Source organism: Pseudomonas abietaniphila, assembly GCF_900100795.1.
GTDB classification, from domain to species: Bacteria; Pseudomonadota; Gammaproteobacteria; order Pseudomonadales; family Pseudomonadaceae; genus Aquipseudomonas; species Aquipseudomonas abietaniphila.
The window spans coordinates 119861-136853 of record NZ_FNCO01000017.1 but is presented as its reverse complement, the minus strand read 5'-3'; the positions used below and the strand labels follow the sequence as shown (position 1 = coordinate 136853).

Here is a 16993-nt window from a genome sequence, read left to right as displayed (position 1 = left end):
AGGGCAGAAACAGATTGAAGCGTAGACGCTTGAAAGCCAAGCGATGCCACACATGATAACGAGGCTTGCTGGCTGATGGCAGCAGAAGGCTTCGCTCACGGCAGCAGAAGGATGAACCGAACGCGGGGTGCCGATAACGGCTTTTATGATTATTGGGCGGCGGGTGCCACGAGTTGCGTCGTGACCAAAGCAGCGAGCGCGTTTTCCTGAGTGCCGAAGCGGGCCAGCAACGCGTTCTGTTTTTCCGGGCTCAGACGTGCCCAGATTTCAATCATCTTCTCGGCGGTGCCGATCAAGGCCTGAGCCTGTGTTTCATTAAATTCGTTCATCGAGTCATCTCAAAGCAATCAGCCCTTATGGAAGTACGCCTGAGAGACGCTCTTGCATAGGGGCTGAAATCAGCCTTCAGCGTTGGCCTTGGGCTTTCTTGCTATCACCACTTTTCCCGCTGGCTTTCATCTCGATCGGCTGACCGAGTTCCTGACGGGCTGCTGCGCTTTGCTGGTTTTGGCTTGGGAAGGGGAAGTTTGGGATTTCATGCATAGCGTCGCTCCTCACAAGTTTTGTTGCTGCTGGTTTGAACAGCGCGTCCAAAAAACGCTTAGGGAGGATACAGCACACGAGATGACAAACAGACTTTTAATGCTGGCCGTTGGTCATGTAGTGGCGATTGAGTCCTACAACCAAAGTTCTCTAGTGGCGCGTTTGCCCGGGCGGTGCTGCAACGGTTGCGGCGGGTCAGCGGCATTGACGCTAAATGGCCCACCGCATTCGCTGCCCTCGTAACCTCGGACGTCTCCTACAGGAACCACGTTAATCCGCAAATCGGTGGCACGCTTTGAAACTGTAGGAGCCGGCTTGCTGGCGATGCGGTGGTTCAGCAGCACAGAGACTGAATAATCCACCGCCTTCGTCCGAACTGCGGCCCTTACCCTCGTAACCTCGGACGTCTCCTACAGGGACCACGTCAATCCGCAAATCGGTGGCACTCTTTGAAATAGTAGGAGCCGGCTTGCTGGCGATGCGGTGGTTCAGCAGCGCAGAGGCTGAATAATCCACTGCCTCCGTCCGAACTGAGGGCCTTACCCTGGTAACCTCGGACGTCTCCTACAGGGACCACGTTGAAGCGCAAATCGGTGGCGTTCCTGTAGGAGTCGAAGGTCAGTCCTTACAGACCTCCGCAAACGCCGCCGCCAATGCATCCAGCCGCGTAGCGTCAATCCCTGCAACGTTCGCACGGCCAGCGGCGACCATGTATACGCTGTGTTCCTTGCGCAGGCGGGCGACCTGATCGTCGCTCATCCCGGTGTAGGAGAACATGCCGCGCTGAACGCCGATGTGGGCGAAGCGTTCGCCCAGGCCCAATGGGGTCAGGGCTTCAACCAGGCCTTGGCGCAGCTGCGCGATGCGGCTGCGCATTTCTTCCACTTCGTCGGCCCACAGCGCTTTGAGTTCTGGATCGCCCAGGATCTCAGCAACAACAGCGGCGCCGTGGTCCGGCGGGTTGGACCACAGGTTGCGCGCGGTGGCCGACAGTTGGCTGCGCACATCCATCAGTTTGTCGGTGCTGTCGGCACACACCAGCAACGCGCCGGTGCGTTCGCGGTACAGGCCGAAGTTTTTGGAGCAGGAGCTGGTGATCAGCAGTTCCGGCAGTTCGGCGGCGAACAGGCGGACGGCCCAAGCGTCTTCCTGCAAGCCATCACCGAAACCCTGGTAGGCGAAATCGATCAGTGGCAGCAGGTTGCGGCGCTTGACGATCTTCAACACTTCAAGCCAGTCATCGTGGCCGAGGTCGAATCCGGTCGGGTTGTGGCAGCAGGCATGCAGCAGCACGACGTCGCCTTCCGGGACGGTGTTCAGCGTTTCCAGCATGGCCGGAACATTGAGCGTGTTGTCGCTGCCCACGTACGGGTAGTGGTTGACCTTCAAACCGGCCGCGGCGTAGATCGTTTCATGAATTGGCCAGGTCGGATCGCTGAGCCAGATGCCCTTGCCCGGAAGGCAGTTGGCGATGAAGTCAGCCGACAATCGCAAAGCGCCGGTGCCGCCCGGCGTCTGAGTAGCGCCGACGCGTTTGGTCGTGATCAACGGCGAATCGGCGCCCATCACCAGTTCACAGATCAACGTGCCGAATCGCGGTTCGCCGTGGCCACCGATGTAGGTCTTGGTCGGTTGCGAATCCACCAGACGCTGTTCGGCCAGCTTGACCGCGCGCGGGATGGTGGTCAGGCCTTGCGCGTCCTTGTACACGCCAACGCCCAGGTCGAACTTGTTCGGGTTCGGGTCGTTGGCATAGGCCTGGATCAAGCCCAGGATCGGATCATCCGGTACACGCTGAATCTGTGAAAAATGCATTTACTTACGGCCCTCGGCGCCTTTGGCCACCTCGTCGGTGCGGGCGGCCATGATGAAGTCGTTGCGGTGCAGCCCTTTGATGGAATGGCTCCACCAGGTCACGGTCACTTTGCCCCACTCGGTCAGAAGACCGGGGTGATGACCTTCGGCTTCGGCAATTTCGCCGACCGCGTTGGTAAACGCCAGCGCAAATTTGAAATTCTTGAACAGAAAGACTTTCTCCAGCTGCATCACGCCGTCACGAACTTCGATGTTCCAGTCGGGAATCTGGCGGAGCAACTCTGGCAGTTCGGCTTCGCTGACGTGAGGCGCGTCGGCGCGGCAGGCTTCGCAGTGGGCTTGGTTGAGGGAGGTCATAAAGGGTGTCCTGTTCAGGCGGCTTTTGTTTTAGGGGGGAAGCGAGGGGCATGCAGCCCCAGCTGCGTGGCAGTCTGGACCATGCCCATGATGTCTTCGTGGGCGAGGTCGAACAGACGCTTGAGCTCCGGCAGTACGAAATACAGCGGCTGCAGGATGTCGATGCGGTAGGGCGTGCGCATCGCTTCGATCGGGTCGAAGGCTTGATGCTCGGGTGTTTCGGACAAGCTGTACACGGTCTCCTTCGGCGAGGAAAGAATTCCTCCGCCGTAAATCTTGCGCCCCTGCACGGTCTCAACCAACCCGAATTCGATGGTCATCCAGTAAAGGCGGGCAAGGTACACGCGCTGCTCTTTGCTGGCTGCCAGCCCGAGCTTGCCGTAGGTGTGGGTAAATTCCGCAAACCAGGGGTTGGTCAGCAGCGGGCAGTGTCCGAAGACTTCATGAAAGATGTCGGGCTCTTGCAGGTAATCCAGTTCTTCTTCGCTGCGAATGAACGTGGCCACGGGAAATCGCTTGCTGGCCAGCAGTTCGAAGAAGGTCTGGAAGGGAATCAGCGCGGGCACGCGGGCGACTTGCCAGCCCGTGGTGCTGTCCAGCACCCGATTGATTTCGCCCAGTTGAGGAATCCGGTCGTGAGGCAGGTTCAATTGCTCGATGCCGTCCAGGTATTCCTGGCAGGCGCGGCCTTCGATCACCTTCAACTGGCGGGTGATCAGCGTATTCCACACGGCATGCTCGGCGTCGGGGTAGTCGATAAACCCGACGGCATCCGGTTCACGGGCGACGTACTGCGTGCTCATGCTGCTCTCCTGAATGGCTTTTTGTTATCTGGAGCGAGGCAAGGTGCCTGACGCTATAGATAACGTTTTTCATGCCGTTTGCAGCGGTGTCAACGCCGTAGTGACTTCCAGAACTGCATCAATACCGTAAAGAAAACCTGACACCTGTATGAGTAAAGCCTGAAATCTGCAGCATTCCTGCCGCTGATCCGCTTGCGCTGTAACGTAATCTTGACGATAAACTTCGCTTCATGACAAAAACCTTCCCTGCTAGAAAGCTTTCCTGCTTAGAAGAGTCGACTGCCCATGCGCATCAAAGTGCACTGCCAAAACCGCGTCGGGATCCTGCGCGACATCCTTGAGTTGCTGGTTTCCTATGGTGTCAACGTCTCTGGCGGCGAAGTCGGCGGTGAACACGGCGATGCGATTTATCTGCGCTGTCCCAATTTGGTCAATCTTCAGTTCCAGGCGCTGGTGCCGAAGTTCGAGACCATTGCGGGTGTGTTTGGCGTAAAGCGTGTGGGACTGATGCCGAGTGAGCGTCGGCATATGGAGCTGAACGCCCTGCTCGGCGCGTTGGAATTTCCGGTGCTGTCCATCGACATGAACGGGTCGATCGTGGCGGCAAATCGCTCGGCGGCACAACTGCTTGGCGTGCGCGTGGATGAGGTGCCGGGTATTCCGCTCTCCCGCTATGCCGAAGATTTCGATTTGCCACAATTGGTGCGCGCCAATCGTTCGCGCATCAATGGCCTGCGGGTGAAGGTGAAGGGCGACGTTTTTCTTGCGGACATCGCGCCGCTGCAGTCCGAGCATGAGGACAGCGAAGCGATGGCCGGTGCCGTGCTCACCCTGCATCGCGCGGACCGCGTGGGTGAGCACATCTATAACGTGCGCAAGCAGGAGTTGCGCGGTTTCGACAGCATCTTCCAAAGCTCGAAAGTCATGGCGGCAGTGGTGCGCGAGGCGCGTCGCATGGCGCCGCTGGACGCGCCCCTGTTAATAGAGGGCGAAACGGGGACCGGCAAAGAATTGCTGGCCCGCGCCTGTCATCTGGCCAGCCCGCGCGGGCAGTCGCCGATGATGGCGCTCAATTGCGCGGGCCTGTCCGAGTCGATGGCAGAAACCGAGCTGTTCGGTTACGGGCCGGGTGCCTTCGAGGGCGCGCGGGTCGAGGGCAAACTCGGCCTGCTGGAACTCACGGCGGGCGGCACATTGTTCCTCGACGGCGTCGCGGAAATGAGTGCGCGCTTGCAGGCGAAGCTTTTGCGTTATCTGCAAGAGGGCTGCTTTCGCCGGGTCGGCAGCGACGAAGAGGTTTATCTGGACGTACGGGTGATCTGCGCGACGCAAGTGGACCTCTCGGAGTTGTGCGCGCGCGGCGAGTTCCGGCAGGACCTTTATCACCGGCTTAACGTGCTGTCATTGCACATCCCGCCGCTGCGTGAATGCCTCGACGGTCTGGAACCCCTGGTGCAGCATTTCCTCGATCAGGCGAGTCGGCAGATCGGTTGTCCGCTGCCAAAGATCGCTCCGGGCGCGATGATCCGTCTCGGCCAATACCATTGGCCCGGCAACGTGCGGCAGTTGGAAAACGTACTGTTTCAGGCGGTCTCGTTGTGCGAGGGCGGGGTGGTCAAGGCCGAGCACATTCGTCTGCCGGATTATGGCGCGCCACAACCGCTCGGGGACTTTTCGCTGGAGGGCGGGCTGGAGGATATTGTCGGGCGCTTTGAAAAAGCGGTACTTGAACACTTATATGCGGCGCATCCAAGCAGTCGATTATTGGGTAAACGACTGGGTGTTTCTCATACCACGATTGCCAACAAGTTAAAGCAGTATGGTGTCGATAAGAGTTAAGTCCGTGCGGGAGGGGAGTTATTGAATATTAAATACGCCCCGGCGATGACAATCGTCAGGGCGTTCATATAAAACGTTTTGATTATCCGTTGCTGCACCCGTTGCCCATGACCTGGTATTCCAGTACATGGCGCTTGCCCTGAGAGTCTTCGTACGTCATGTGCTGTGGCACGACGCTGCAGACGTTGGGCACTTCGTCCACGGAGATGACTTTGGCAATGTCCAGATGAGTCGAGTACGTGTATTGCTCGACGGGTTGTGCTTGGCTGGAAATCTCACTCGGTCCGTCCTGCGCCATTGCCGCGGCGCTGAAACCACAAAGAGCCATTACAACCAGTGCAGCTTTCATTACATGTTTCCTCTTGGTTGCTTCATCAACGCTGCGAAACAGGAATTCCATTCGGCAGGGTGCACAGAACCCTTGTGGGGCTCTGCGTGAAGCCAGTTATTTACGTGATGGGTTGTTGATTGACAGGCCAGTGTGGGGGGGCTGTTAGTTGTCAATCATTTGCCGTGTTGGCGAGATGAATTCTAAGTGGCTGTCATGGATTCATATAGAAACCATTCTGATAAAGACTATTGAGCAAATGCGCAACAATCGCTGAAGCGGTCTCGCGGGCCTTCAGTTTTATAGTGCTTTGGTCGTAGTTCATACATGAAGATTTGCCACAAATGGCGCATTTGAGCGCTTTTCGGCGTTATGCTGAGGTCCGGTAAGACCATCGTCGAATGGCTTTCGCGGCCATCGGCGGATACAACGGTTCCATACAAAAACAACATTTCCACCGAGGTAAGAAAGATGAGTGCGGCTTCCCTGTACCCCGTTCGCCCTGAAGTGGCAGCAAACACGCTGACTGACGAGGCGACCTACAAGGCCATGTACCAGCAGTCGGTGGTCAATCCCGATGGCTTCTGGCGTGAGCAGGCCAAGCGCCTGGATTGGATCAAGCCTTTCACCACCGTCAAACAGACCTCCTTCGACGATCACCGCGTCGACATCAAGTGGTTCGCCGATGGCACCCTGAACGTTTCCTACAACTGCCTGGATCGCCATCTGGCCGAACGAGGCGATCAGGTCGCAATCATCTGGGAGGGCGACGATCCTTCCGAAAGCCGCAACATCACCTACCGCGAACTGCATGAAGAAGTGTGCAAGTTCGCCAACGCCTTGCGCGGCCAGGATGTGCACCGTGGCGACGTCGTCACGATCTACATGCCCATGATCCCCGAAGCCGTGGTCGCCATGCTGGCGTGTGCCCGCATCGGTGCGATTCACTCGGTCGTGTTCGGCGGCTTCTCACCTGAGGCCCTGGCCGGTCGCATCATCGACTGCAAGTCGAAAGTGGTGATCACCGCTGACGAAGGTCTGCGTGGCGGCAAGCGCACGGCGCTCAAGTCCAATGTCGACCGTGCACTCACCAACCCGGAAACCAGCAGCGTCCAGAAAGTCATCGTCTGCAAGCGCACCGGTGGCGAGATCGAGTGGAACCGTCATCGCGACATCTGGTACCACACCCTGCTGGAAGTGGCATCGGCCACCTGCGCCCCGAAAGAAATGGGCGCCGAAGAATCCCTGTTCATCCTCTACACCTCGGGGTCTACCGGCAAACCGAAAGGCGTGCTGCACACCACCGCAGGCTATCTGCTGTACGCCGCGCTGACCCATGAACGCGTGTTCGACTACAAGCCGGGTGAAGTCTATTGGTGTACCGCCGACGTGGGCTGGGTCACCGGCCACAGCTACATCGTCTACGGCCCGCTGGCCAACGGCGCGACCACGCTGCTGTTCGAAGGCATTCCGAACTACCCGGACATCACCCGCATGTCGAAAATCATCGACAAGCACAAAGTCAACATCCTCTACACCGCGCCAACCGCCATTCGCGCCATGATGGCCGAAGGCACCAAGGCCGTTGAAGGCGCTGACGGTTCGAGCCTGCGTCTGTTGGGTTCGGTGGGCGAGCCGATCAACCCGGAAGCCTGGAACTGGTACTACAACACCGTGGGCAAGAAAAACTGCCCGATCGTCGACACCTGGTGGCAGACCGAAACCGGCGGCATCCTGATCAGCCCGTTGCCAGGCGCCACCGCGCTCAAGCCAGGCTCGGCGACCCGTCCGTTCTTCGGTGTGATTCCGGCGCTTGTGGATAACCTGGGCAACCTGATCGAAGGCGCGGCCGAAGGCAATCTAGTGATTCTCGATTCCTGGCCGGGCCAGTCGCGCACGCTGTACGGCGACCACGACCGTTTCGTCGACACCTACTTCAAGACCTTCCGCGGCATGTACTTCACGGGTGACGGCGCGCGTCGCGACGAGGACGGCTACTACTGGATCACCGGGCGCGTGGACGACGTGCTCAACGTCTCCGGCCACCGCATGGGGACTGCCGAAATCGAAAGCGCGATGGTGGCGCACCCGAAAGTCGCAGAAGCGGCCGTGGTCGGTGTGCCCCATGATCTGAAAGGGCAGGGCATTTATGTCTACGTCACCCTGAACGGCGGTGAAGTGCCGGACGAAGCGCTGCGCATCGAACTGCGTAACTGGGTGCGTAAGGAAATCGGCCCGATTGCCTCACCTGACGTGATTCAGTGGGCGCCGGGCCTGCCGAAGACCCGCTCCGGGAAGATCATGCGCCGCATCCTGCGCAAGATTGCAACGGGCGAGTACGACGCGCTGGGCGATATCTCCACGCTGGCCGACCCGGGTGTGGTGGCGCATCTGGTCGAAACCCACAAGACCATGAACGTCGCCTGACGCTCAGCGGTCGAAAGCGCCCCGTTCGGTGAAAGCCGGGCGGGGCGTTTTTATGACTGTCCCTCAGGATCAGCATTCTCTTAGTGAAAGCGCACTCATCCCTGTAGGAGCTGCTGGAGGTTACGACAGTGGCGAATGCGGAGTGTCAGGCAGGCCGCGTTCGCCACTGTCGTAACCTCCAGCAGCTCCTACAGGGACAATAGGGGGATTGGAAACCGGGATATATATCGATTTGTTACCGTCCCCCTCAGGCTGTCACCCTGCGCACCTGGGTGGGGCATTTCACCCCGAAATTGATGCACTTCATCGCCTCAAACCGGCGTGCCTCCACGCCAGACTTGCCGGATTAGAAGGCTTTGCCAATAATGGGCGCGTTATTTGCTTCGTTGATAGGTTTGCCAAAAGAGCCTCTTGCATAAACGCCTGGGGCTGTCAATCAGGCTGATCGGCATTTCCAGTGCTTCTGTAACTAGTTGTCGCATTGAAGAAATATCGACTTTCAACCTGTCGCTAAAATGCCGATCACTCGCCGAAGGCTTGTCGAGCCCTGAGACTCGATGGCACCTCGCGTCGCAATTTCAGTTATTCCTTCTGCACATTGAGCGTTTCGCTCACTGCCATTTGTCGCGTTATACCGATGGAGTTCCAAGAATGAAAAAGCTCATGCTGCTGGGTGCGCTGGCGCTGTCCGTATTGGCACAGCCGGTGTTCGCCGATGAAAAGCCACTGAAAATCGGCATCGAAGCGGCGTACCCTCCATTCGCCTCGAAAGCGCCTGATGGCAGCATCGTCGGTTTCGACTACGACATCGGGAACGCCCTGTGCGAAGAGATGAAGGTCAAGTGCGTCTGGGTCGAGCAAGAGTTCGACGGCCTGATCCCTGCGCTGAAAGTGCGCAAGATCGACGCCATCCTGTCCTCGATGTCCATCACCGAAGACCGCAAGAAGTCCGTCGACTTCACCAACAAGTACTACAACACCCCGGCCCGTCTGGTCATGAAGCAAGGCACCGTCGTCAGCGACGGCCTGACCGAACTCAAGGGCAAGAACATCGGTGTGCAGCGTGGTTCGATCCACGAGCGTTTCGCCAAGGAAGTCCTGGCTCCACTGGGCGCTGAAATCAAGCCATACAGCTCGCAGAACGAGATCTACCTGGACATCGGTGCCGGTCGTCTTGACGGTACCGTTGCAGACGCCACCCTGTTGCAGGACGGCTTCCTGAACACTGATTCAGGCAAGGGCTATGCGTTTGTCGGCCCGGCGTTCACCGACGTCAACTACTTCGGCGACGGCGTCGGCATCGCGGTTCGCAAAGGCGACAAGGCCGATCTGGACAAGATCAACGCAGCCATCGCAGCCATCCGTGCCAACGGCAAATACAAGGCCATTCAAGACAAGTACTTCAACTTCGACATCTACGGCCAGTAAGTCGAAGCCAGCACCTGATGGCGCAAGCAGTGGGTATTCGATCCTCCTGATTGCGCCATTTTTCTATCCCGCGCTCGAGGGCCAAACAACATGTTGAAAGGCTACGGAGCCGTCATCCTCGACGGTGCATGGCTGACCCTGCAACTCGCTCTGTGCTCCATGGCACTGGCGATCGTGCTCGGTCTGATCGGCGTGTCGCTGCGCCTGTCGCCGGTGCGCTGGCTGGCCTGGCTGGGCGATCTGTACTCCACGGTCATTCGTGGCATTCCTGACCTGGTGCTGATCCTGCTGATTTTCTACGGCGGTCAGGACCTGCTCAACCGCGTCGCGCCCCTGCTGGGTCACGACGATTACATCGATCTGAACCCGCTGATGGCCGGCATCGGTACGCTGGGTTTCATTTTTGGTGCGTACCTCTCGGAAACCTTCCGTGGCGCTTTCATGGCGATTCCCAAAGGGCAGGCCGAAGCCGGTATGGCCTACGGCATGAGCAGCTCGCGGGTGTTCTTCCGCATCCTGGTGCCGCAGATGATTCGTCTGGCGATCCCGGGGTTCACCAACAACTGGCTGGTGCTGACCAAGGCCACCGCGCTGATATCCGTGGTCGGTCTGCAAGACATGATGTTCAAGGCCAAGCAGGCGGCGGATGCCACCCGCGAACCCTTCACTTTCTTCCTCGCAGTCGCGGCCATGTACCTGGTGATCACCAGTGTCTCGCTGCTGGTACTGCGCTTTATCGAAAAACGCTACTCGGCCGGCGTAAGGGTGGCAGACCTATGATCTTCGATTACAACGTCGTCTGGGAAAGCCTGCCGCTGTACTTCGGCGGTCTGTTGATCACCCTCAAATTGCTCGCGCTGTCGCTGTTCTTCGGCCTGTTGGCGGCATTGCCGCTGGGCTTGATGCGCGTGTCCAAGGTCGCCTGGGTCAACCTGCTGGCCTGGAGCTACACCTACGTGATTCGTGGCACGCCGATGCTGGTGCAGTTGTTCCTGATCTATTACGGTCTGGCGCAATTCGAAGCGGTGCGCGCGAGCATCCTCTGGCCGTGGCTGTCGAGCGCGACGTTCTGCGCGTGCCTGGCGTTCGCCATCAACACCAGCGCCTACACCGCCGAGATCATCGCCGGCAGCCTCAAGTCCACACCGCCCGGCGAGATCGAAGCCGCTCGGGCGATGGGCATGTCGAAGGCCAAGATGTACCGCCGCATTCTGCTGCCGTCGGCCTTGCGCCGGGCGCTGCCGCAATACAGCAACGAAGTGATCATGATGCTGCAGACCACGAGTCTGGCCTCCATCGTCACGCTGATCGACATCACCGGCGCGGCGCGCACCGTCAATGCGCAGTTCTATCTGCCCTTCGAGGCCTACATCACCGCCGGCGTGTTTTACCTGTGCCTGACTTTCATTCTGGTGAAACTGTTCAAGCTGGCCGAGCGCCGCTGGCTCAGTTACCTCGCACCGAGGAAGCACTGATATGCAACGCATCGATCACAGCCTGCCCTGGAGCACCTTGGGCACGGAACGCACCCTGAGCGTCTTTCGCTTCGGCGAGGGCGGGCGCAAGGCCTACATTCAGGCCAGCCTGCACGCTGACGAATTACCCGGCATGCGCACCGCCTGGGAGCTCAAAAAGCGCCTGACTCAACTGGAAGAGCAGGGCCTGCTCAACGGTGTCATCGAGCTGGTGCCGGTCGCCAACCCGATCGGTCTGGGTCAATTGCTGCAAGGCAATCATCAGGGCCGATTCGAATACGGCAGCGGCAAGAATTTCAACCGCGACTTCACTGAACTGAGTGAGCCGGTCGCCGAGCGCCTGGCGGGCAAGCTGGGCGACGATGCGCACGCGAACGTGAAGCTGATTCGTCAGGCCATGGTCGATGTGCTTGACCAGTTGCCGCCCGCGGGCAGCGAACTCGCCGGCATGCAGCGCGTGTTGCTGAGCCATGCCTGCACGGCAGACATCGTGCTGGATCTGCACTGCGACACCGACGCGTCGCTGCACATGTACGCCTTGCCGCAGCACTGGCCGCAATGGCGTTCATTGTCGGCGCACCTGGGCGTGAGTGTCGGTTTGCTGGCTGAAGACTCCGGCGGCAGCTCGTTCGACGAAGCCTGCTCGTTACCATGGCTGAGGCTGGCCAAGCAGTTTGCGGATGCACAGATCCCGCTGGCGTGCATGTCCACCACCCTGGAACTGGGCGGCCAGACCAACACCGGCAAGGCCGACGCCGAAGCTTACGCCGAAGGCATCCTGGCGTTCCTCGCCGAGCACGGTTTGATCAGCGGTGAGTGGCCGCAGCCGGCGTTCGAAGCCTGCGAAGGCATGCCGTTCGAAGGCACCGAAATGATCTACGCGCCGCACGCGGGCGTCCTGACATTCCTGCGCCCGGCCGGAGCATGGGTCGAGCCTGGCGAACCGCTGTTCGAAGTCATCGACCCCTTGAACGATCGCGCGACCACCGTGTGCGCGGGGACGGCAGGCGTGTTGTTCGCCATCGAAAAACTGCGTTATGCCCAGCCGGGCTACTGGATGGCCAAAGTGGCGGGTCGTACCCCGTTGCGCACCGGCCGCTTGCTCAGTGACTGATTACTTGTGAGAACCGACATCATGAACAAACTGGAAGTCCAGGACCTGCACAAGTGCTACGGCAGTCACGAAGTGCTCAAAGGCGTTTCGCTCACCGCCAAGGCGGGCGATGTGATCAGCATCATCGGCTCCAGCGGCTCGGGCAAAAGTACGTTTCTGCGCTGCATCAATTTGCTGGAACAACCTAAGTCTGGCCGCATTCTGCTCAACAACGAAGAGCTGAAACTGGTCGACAACAAGGACGGCGGGCTTAAGGCCGCCGACCCCAAACAGCTGCAGCGCATGCGGTCGCGCCTGTCGATGGTGTTCCAGCACTTCAACCTGTGGTCGCACATGACGGCCCTGGAAAACATCATCGAGGCCCCGATCCATGTGCTCGGCGTGTCGAAGAAAGAAGCGCTGGAAAAGGCCGAGCATTACTTGAACAAAGTGGGCGTGGCCCATCGCAAGGATGCCTACCCGGGGCACATGTCCGGTGGCGAGCAGCAGCGGGTTGCGATTGCCCGGGCGCTGGCCATGGAGCCTGAGGTCATGCTGTTCGACGAGCCTACCTCAGCGCTGGACCCGGAGTTGGTGGGTGACGTACTGAAAGTCATGCAGGCGCTGGCGCAGGAAGGCCGCACCATGGTGGTGGTGACCCACGAAATGGGCTTTGCCCGCGAGGTGTCGAACCAGTTGATCTTCCTGCACAAGGGTCTGGTCGAAGAGAGCGGAGACCCGCGCGAAGTGCTGGTTAATCCGAAGTCGGAGCGGCTGCAGCAGTTCCTGTCCGGCAGTTTGAAGTAGGGATCGGCACCGTCTCGAACGGTGCGTTTTGTGTCAGAACAGTTCATGCTGCGCGTCACCCAAACCGCTGCCATGAACTGAGCGCAAGAGATTTACCGCACGCTTGCCGTGCGGCCCATAACAGCGACACGTTTCGGATTGCACGCCATGACTGCCCATCGAATTGGATTTCTTATCTGGCCCGGTACCAAAGCCCTGACGCTGGCACTGGCGGAGGAAGCCCTGCGTGTTGCTCAGCGCGTTCATCCCGACGTGGTTTACGAACTGACGTTCATGCAGGCAGAGCCCGCCACGGCGGTTGACGGTGCCAGCTGGCAATTGCCGGGTGAGCCGTGGGGCGGTCGTCTCGAAGGGTGTCAGAAAGTGTTCCTGCTCGCCGATGAGCCGCCAGCGCCCATGGCGTCAGCACTGGCCGGTGCGCTCAAACAACTGGTGCGTGCGGGCTGTGTGATTGGCGGTCTGTCGGCGGGGGTTTATCCGCTGGCGCAGTTGGGGTTGCTGGACGGTTACCGGGCGGCGGTGCACTGGCGCTGGCAGGATGATTTCGCCGAGCGTTTCCCCAAGGTCATCGCCACCAGTCATCTGTTCGACTGGGACCGTGATCGCCTGACCGCGTGCGGCGGCATGTCGGTGCTGGACCTGCTGCTGGCGGTGCTGGCGCGAGATCATGGCGCAGAGCTGGCCGGTGCGGTTTCCGAGGAACTGGTGGTCGAACGCATTCGTGAAGGTGGCGAGCGTCAGCGCATTCCGTTGCAGAACCGTTTGGGCTCCAGCCATCCGAAGCTGACCCAGGCTGTGCTGTTGATGGAGGCCAACATCGAAGAGCCGTTGACCACCGATGAAATCGCCCAGCACGTCTGCGTGTCGCGACGACAGCTGGAGCGGATTTTCAAGCAGTACCTCAACCGCGTGCCCAGTCAGTATTACCTTGAGTTGCGCCTGAACAAGGCGCGGCAGATGCTGATGCAGACCAGCAAATCGATCATCCAGATCGGCCTCTCCTGCGGTTTCTCCTCAGGCCCCCACTTCTCCAGCGCCTACCGCAATTTCTTCGGTGCCACCCCTCGCGAAGACCGCAACCAGCGCCGCAGCAGCAGCCCGTTCGAATTGTCCTCGGTGCCTGCCGAGCGCGGATAAGCAAGTCTTCAAGCGGATTCGAATCCCTGTGGGAGCGAATTTATTCGCGAAAAATGTTTCGGGCGACAGAGGTCGGCTGGATGTAAGGCCGTCTCGCGAATGAATTCGCTCCCACAGGATGCTAAGGCGCCGCTGAAATCCTTGTTCCTGTGCGCCCAATCCAGGCCCTGCTTCAAATCGAGCTCTACTATTTCTGCTTTAGTGCTTCAGTAAATCAAATCGACACGACGCTGCTACAACCGTCGCCCAACGTTTAAACTGCGCCTTTCCGACGCTATTTGTCGCATTGCCGAAAGCCGCGGAAAAAGCCGGTTTGGCGCTATAAGAAGTTGTCGCTTGGCGGCAAGGCCCGACCGAAATCAGTCCTTACAATCCTCCCATCGCTCGCCAGTCCCAGGCAGGCGTTCCTCTTCAGGAGACTCCGATGTCCGTTGAGCAAGTTCCGGTGCAACGTGCCGATTTTGACCAGGTGATGGTCCCCAACTACGCCCCCGCAGCGTTCATTCCGGTGCGCGGCCAGGGTTCCCGCGTCTGGGATCAATCGGGTCGTGAACTGGTTGATTTCTCCGGCGGCATCGCAGTCAACGTGCTGGGCCACGCCCATCCGGCGCTGGTCGGCGCACTGACCGAGCAAGCCAACAAGCTGTGGCACGTCTCCAACGTATTCACCAACGAACCTGCGTTGCGCCTGGCCAAAAAGCTGGTCGACGCCACGTTCGCCGAGCGCGTGTTCTTCTGTAACTCCGGCGCCGAAGCCAACGAAGCGGCCTTCAAGCTGGCCCGTCGCGTGGCTCACGACCTGTATGGCACCGAGAAGTACGAAATCGTTGCCGCGCTGAACAGCTTCCACGGTCGCACCCTGTTTACCGTCAGCGTGGGCGGTCAGCCGAAGTACTCCGACGGTTTCGGCCCGAAGATCACCGGCATCACCCACGTGCCGTACAACGACCTCGCGGCGCTGAAAGCCGCTGTCAGCGACAAAACCTGCGCCGTCGTGCTGGAGCCGATTCAGGGCGAAGGCGGTGTGCTGCCCGCCGAGCTTGAATACCTGCAAGGCGCACGCACGCTGTGTGACGAGCACAACGCGCTGCTGGTCTTCGACGAAGTGCAGAGCGGCATGGGCCGCAGCGGCCACCTGTTTGCGTACATGCATTACGGCGTCACTCCGGACATCCTTTCCAGCGCCAAGAGCATTGGCGGTGGTTTCCCGATGGCGGCCATGCTGACCACCGAAAAACTCGCCAAGCACCTGGCCGTCGGCGTTCACGGCACCACGTACGGCGGCAACCCGCTGGCGTGCTCAGTGGGCGAAGCGGTGATCGACGTCGTCAACACGCCAGAAGTATTGGCGGGCGTTAACGCCAAGCACGACCTGTTCAAGGCGCGCCTGGAGAAAATCGGCCAGCAATACGGCGTGTTCAGCGAAGTGCGTGGCCTGGGCCTGTTGATCGGCTGCGTGCTGACCGACGCTTGGAAAGGCAAGGCCAAGGAGTTCTTCAACGCCGCCGAACACGAAGGCGTGATGATTCTGCAGGCCGGCCCTGATGTCGTGCGTTTTGCGCCAAGTCTGGTGATCGACGATGCGGACATTACCGAAGGCCTGGACCGCTTCGAGCGCGCCGTGGCGAAGTTGACCAAGGCTTGATGCATCCCTTGTAGGAGCCGGCTTGCTGGCGAATGCGGTTTATCAGCAACGTGTGCATTGACTGACACTCCGCGTTCGCCAGCAAGCCGGCTCCTACGAATTGCGCTATTTCCATATTTGTTTTTTCTTTTTCACATGCCGGACAACCGGCCTGTTTTTCTCAAGGAGTGACACCATGCTGGTGATGCGCCCCGCGCAAATGGCTGATCTGAGCGAGGTTCAACGACTCGCCGCGGACAGCCCGATTGGTGTCACATCCCTTCCGGATGACGCTGGACGTTTGAGTGACAAGATCGCCGCTTCCGAAGCGTCGTTCGCCGCCGAGGTCAGCTTCAACGGCGAGGAAACCTATTTCTTTGTGCTGGAAGACACCGACACCGGGCGTCTGGTGGGCTGTTCCGGGATTGTCGCCTCGGCGGGCTATTCCGAGCCGTTCTACAGTTTCCGCAACGAGACCTTCGTTCACGCCTCTCGCGAGCTGAAGATCCACAACAAGATCCACGTGCTCTCGCAGTGCCACGACCTGACCGGCAACAGCCTGCTCACCAGCTTCTACGTCTTGCCGGAGCTGGTCGGGACCCTGTGGTCGGAGCTCAACTCCCGTGCACGTCTGCTGTTCGTCGCGGCCCATCCCGAGCGCTTCGCCGATTCGGTGGTGACCGAGATCGTCGGTTACAGCGACGAGAACGGCGACTCACCGTTCTGGGACGCCATCGGTCGCAACTTCTTCGACCTCAATTACGCCGAGGCCGAGCGTTTGTGCGGTTTGAAGAGCCGGACCTTCCTCGCCGAACTGATGCCGCACTATCCGATCTACGTGCCCCTGCTGCCCGACGAAGCTCAGGAAGCGATGGGTCAGGTGCATCCGCGTGCGCAGATCACCTTCGACATCCTGATGCGTGAAGGCTTCGAGACCGACCATTACATCGACATCTTCGACGGCGGTCCGACCCTGCATGCCCGTGTTTCCGGCATTCGTTCGATTGCCCAGAGCCGCGTCGTGCCGGTCAAGGTTGACCCTGTCAGCAGCGGCGACGCGGTCAAGGGCGGCCGTCCTTATCTGGTCGCCAACAGCCAGTTGCAGGACTACCGCGCGGTCATGCTGGAGCTCGATTGGGTGCCGGGTAAGCCGGTCACCCTGAGTCTGGCGGCCGCCGAGGCATTGGGCGTCGGCGAAGGCGCGAGTGTGCGCATCGTTGCGGTTTGACAGTTGAGTCGTCGGCGGTCAGTGCGAGAGTCACAGCCTGACGCCGTATCGCGGGTTTGAGTTCGCCGGTTCTTCAAGCAGAGAACCGG

Annotated in this window: 16 protein-coding genes; 10 read left to right on the top strand and 6 right to left on the bottom strand. The window is 59.6% G+C overall.

Annotated elements, in window-relative coordinates; genetic code table 11:
- Positions 1-149: 149 nt before the first annotated feature.
- From BLS87_RS26560 to phhA, 5 genes are all read right to left on the bottom strand, one after another.
- Positions 150-329 carry a hypothetical protein gene (locus tag BLS87_RS26560; RefSeq protein ID WP_074757315.1) on the bottom strand — a complete coding sequence of 60 codons (180 nt, stop codon included), beginning with the start codon at positions 327-329 and terminating at the stop codon, positions 150-152.
- Positions 330-405: 76 nt separating this feature from the next.
- Positions 406-543 carry a hypothetical protein gene (locus tag BLS87_RS34285; protein ID WP_167362109.1) on the bottom strand — a complete coding sequence of 46 codons (138 nt, stop codon included), beginning with the start codon at positions 541-543 and terminating at the stop codon, positions 406-408.
- Between the two features lie 618 nt (positions 544-1161).
- A complete protein-coding gene (locus tag BLS87_RS26555; RefSeq protein WP_074757313.1) occupies positions 1162-2358 on the bottom strand; it encodes an amino acid aminotransferase in 1197 nt (398 codons plus the stop codon).
- Positions 2359-2715 (bottom strand): 4a-hydroxytetrahydrobiopterin dehydratase, encoded by a 357-nt coding sequence (locus BLS87_RS26550; protein WP_074757311.1) that lies wholly within the window; start codon positions 2713-2715, stop codon positions 2359-2361. It lies immediately after the preceding gene.
- A gap of 14 nt (positions 2716-2729) precedes the next feature.
- Positions 2730-3518, bottom strand: coding sequence for a phenylalanine 4-monooxygenase (gene phhA, locus BLS87_RS26545; protein ID WP_074757309.1), 789 nt, complete (start codon positions 3516-3518; stop codon positions 2730-2732).
- A gap of 285 nt (positions 3519-3803) precedes the next feature.
- On the opposite strand from phhA, the gene BLS87_RS26540 reads away from it, so the two are divergent.
- The gene (locus tag BLS87_RS26540; RefSeq protein WP_074757307.1) at positions 3804-5357 is read left to right on the top strand and encodes a sigma-54-dependent transcriptional regulator; all 1554 of its coding nucleotides are present in this window, start codon (positions 3804-3806) and stop codon (positions 5355-5357) included.
- A gap of 82 nt (positions 5358-5439) precedes the next feature.
- On the opposite strand, the gene BLS87_RS26535 is transcribed toward BLS87_RS26540, so the two are convergent.
- The gene (locus BLS87_RS26535) at positions 5440-5706 is read right to left on the bottom strand and encodes a DUF2790 domain-containing protein (protein WP_074757305.1); all 267 of its coding nucleotides are present in this window, start codon (positions 5704-5706) and stop codon (positions 5440-5442) included.
- 450 nt (positions 5707-6156) lie between these two features.
- Between BLS87_RS26535 and acs the strand changes: the two genes are divergently transcribed.
- The 9 genes from acs to aruF all read left to right on the top strand — a co-directional run bounded on the left by acs (position 6157) and on the right by aruF (position 16904).
- The gene (gene acs, locus BLS87_RS26530) at positions 6157-8112 is read left to right on the top strand and encodes an acetate--CoA ligase (protein WP_074757303.1); all 1956 of its coding nucleotides are present in this window, start codon (positions 6157-6159) and stop codon (positions 8110-8112) included.
- A 651-nt stretch (positions 8113-8763) separates the two neighbouring features.
- Complete coding sequence (locus BLS87_RS26525; protein WP_074757301.1) at positions 8764-9540, top strand: ABC transporter substrate-binding protein; 777 nt, start codon at positions 8764-8766, stop codon at positions 9538-9540.
- A gap of 90 nt (positions 9541-9630) precedes the next feature.
- Positions 9631-10320, top strand: coding sequence for an ABC transporter permease (locus BLS87_RS26520; protein ID WP_074757299.1), 690 nt, complete (start codon positions 9631-9633; stop codon positions 10318-10320).
- Positions 10317-11015 (top strand): ABC transporter permease, encoded by a 699-nt coding sequence (locus BLS87_RS26515; RefSeq protein ID WP_074757297.1) that lies wholly within the window; start codon positions 10317-10319, stop codon positions 11013-11015. Before BLS87_RS26520 ends, BLS87_RS26515 begins: the two co-directional genes overlap by 4 nt.
- A 1-nt stretch (position 11016) precedes the next feature.
- A complete protein-coding gene (locus tag BLS87_RS26510) occupies positions 11017-12129 on the top strand; it encodes a succinylglutamate desuccinylase/aspartoacylase family protein (protein ID WP_074757295.1) in 1113 nt (370 codons plus the stop codon).
- A 21-nt stretch (positions 12130-12150) separates the two neighbouring features.
- Positions 12151-12915, top strand: coding sequence for an ABC transporter ATP-binding protein (locus BLS87_RS26505; protein WP_074757293.1), 765 nt, complete (start codon positions 12151-12153; stop codon positions 12913-12915).
- Between the two features lie 147 nt (positions 12916-13062).
- Positions 13063-14052, top strand: coding sequence for a GlxA family transcriptional regulator (locus tag BLS87_RS26500; RefSeq protein WP_074757292.1), 990 nt, complete (start codon positions 13063-13065; stop codon positions 14050-14052).
- Positions 14053-14476: 424 nt separating this feature from the next.
- Positions 14477-15697, top strand: a complete 1221-nt coding sequence (locus BLS87_RS26495; protein ID WP_074757290.1) for an aspartate aminotransferase family protein — start codon at positions 14477-14479, stop codon at positions 15695-15697.
- 175 nt (positions 15698-15872) lie between these two features.
- The gene (aruF, locus tag BLS87_RS26490) at positions 15873-16904 is read left to right on the top strand and encodes an arginine/ornithine succinyltransferase subunit alpha (RefSeq protein WP_074757288.1); all 1032 of its coding nucleotides are present in this window, start codon (positions 15873-15875) and stop codon (positions 16902-16904) included.
- Positions 16905-16993: the final 89 nt, after the last annotated feature.

Bases quoted from the DNA above. Each gene is read 5' to 3' on its own strand.
- BLS87_RS26520 (WP_074757299.1), top strand. From the start codon at position 9,631: ATGTTGAAAGGCTACGGAGCCGTCATCCTCGACGGTGCATGGCTGACC.
- BLS87_RS34285 (WP_167362109.1), bottom strand. From the start codon at position 543: ATGCATGAAATCCCAAACTTCCCCTTCCCAAGCCAAAACCAGCAAAGC.
- BLS87_RS26495 (WP_074757290.1), top strand. From the start codon at position 14,477: ATGTCCGTTGAGCAAGTTCCGGTGCAACGTGCCGATTTTGACCAGGTG.
- BLS87_RS26560 (WP_074757315.1), bottom strand. From the start codon at position 329: ATGAACGAATTTAATGAAACACAGGCTCAGGCCTTGATCGGCACCGCC.
- BLS87_RS26550 (WP_074757311.1), bottom strand. From the start codon at position 2,715: ATGACCTCCCTCAACCAAGCCCACTGCGAAGCCTGCCGCGCCGACGCG.
- phhA (WP_074757309.1), bottom strand. From the start codon at position 3,518: ATGAGCACGCAGTACGTCGCCCGTGAACCGGATGCCGTCGGGTTTATC.
- BLS87_RS26525 (WP_074757301.1), top strand. From the start codon at position 8,764: ATGAAAAAGCTCATGCTGCTGGGTGCGCTGGCGCTGTCCGTATTGGCA.
- BLS87_RS26515 (WP_074757297.1), top strand. From the start codon at position 10,317: ATGATCTTCGATTACAACGTCGTCTGGGAAAGCCTGCCGCTGTACTTC.
- BLS87_RS26500 (WP_074757292.1), top strand. From the start codon at position 13,063: ATGACTGCCCATCGAATTGGATTTCTTATCTGGCCCGGTACCAAAGCC.
- BLS87_RS26510 (WP_074757295.1), top strand. From the start codon at position 11,017: ATGCAACGCATCGATCACAGCCTGCCCTGGAGCACCTTGGGCACGGAA.
- acs (WP_074757303.1), top strand. From the start codon at position 6,157: ATGAGTGCGGCTTCCCTGTACCCCGTTCGCCCTGAAGTGGCAGCAAAC.
- BLS87_RS26555 (WP_074757313.1), bottom strand. From the start codon at position 2,358: ATGCATTTTTCACAGATTCAGCGTGTACCGGATGATCCGATCCTGGGC.
- BLS87_RS26505 (WP_074757293.1), top strand. From the start codon at position 12,151: ATGAACAAACTGGAAGTCCAGGACCTGCACAAGTGCTACGGCAGTCAC.
- aruF (WP_074757288.1), top strand. From the start codon at position 15,873: ATGCTGGTGATGCGCCCCGCGCAAATGGCTGATCTGAGCGAGGTTCAA.
- BLS87_RS26540 (WP_074757307.1), top strand. From the start codon at position 3,804: ATGCGCATCAAAGTGCACTGCCAAAACCGCGTCGGGATCCTGCGCGAC.
- BLS87_RS26535 (WP_074757305.1), bottom strand. From the start codon at position 5,706: ATGAAAGCTGCACTGGTTGTAATGGCTCTTTGTGGTTTCAGCGCCGCG.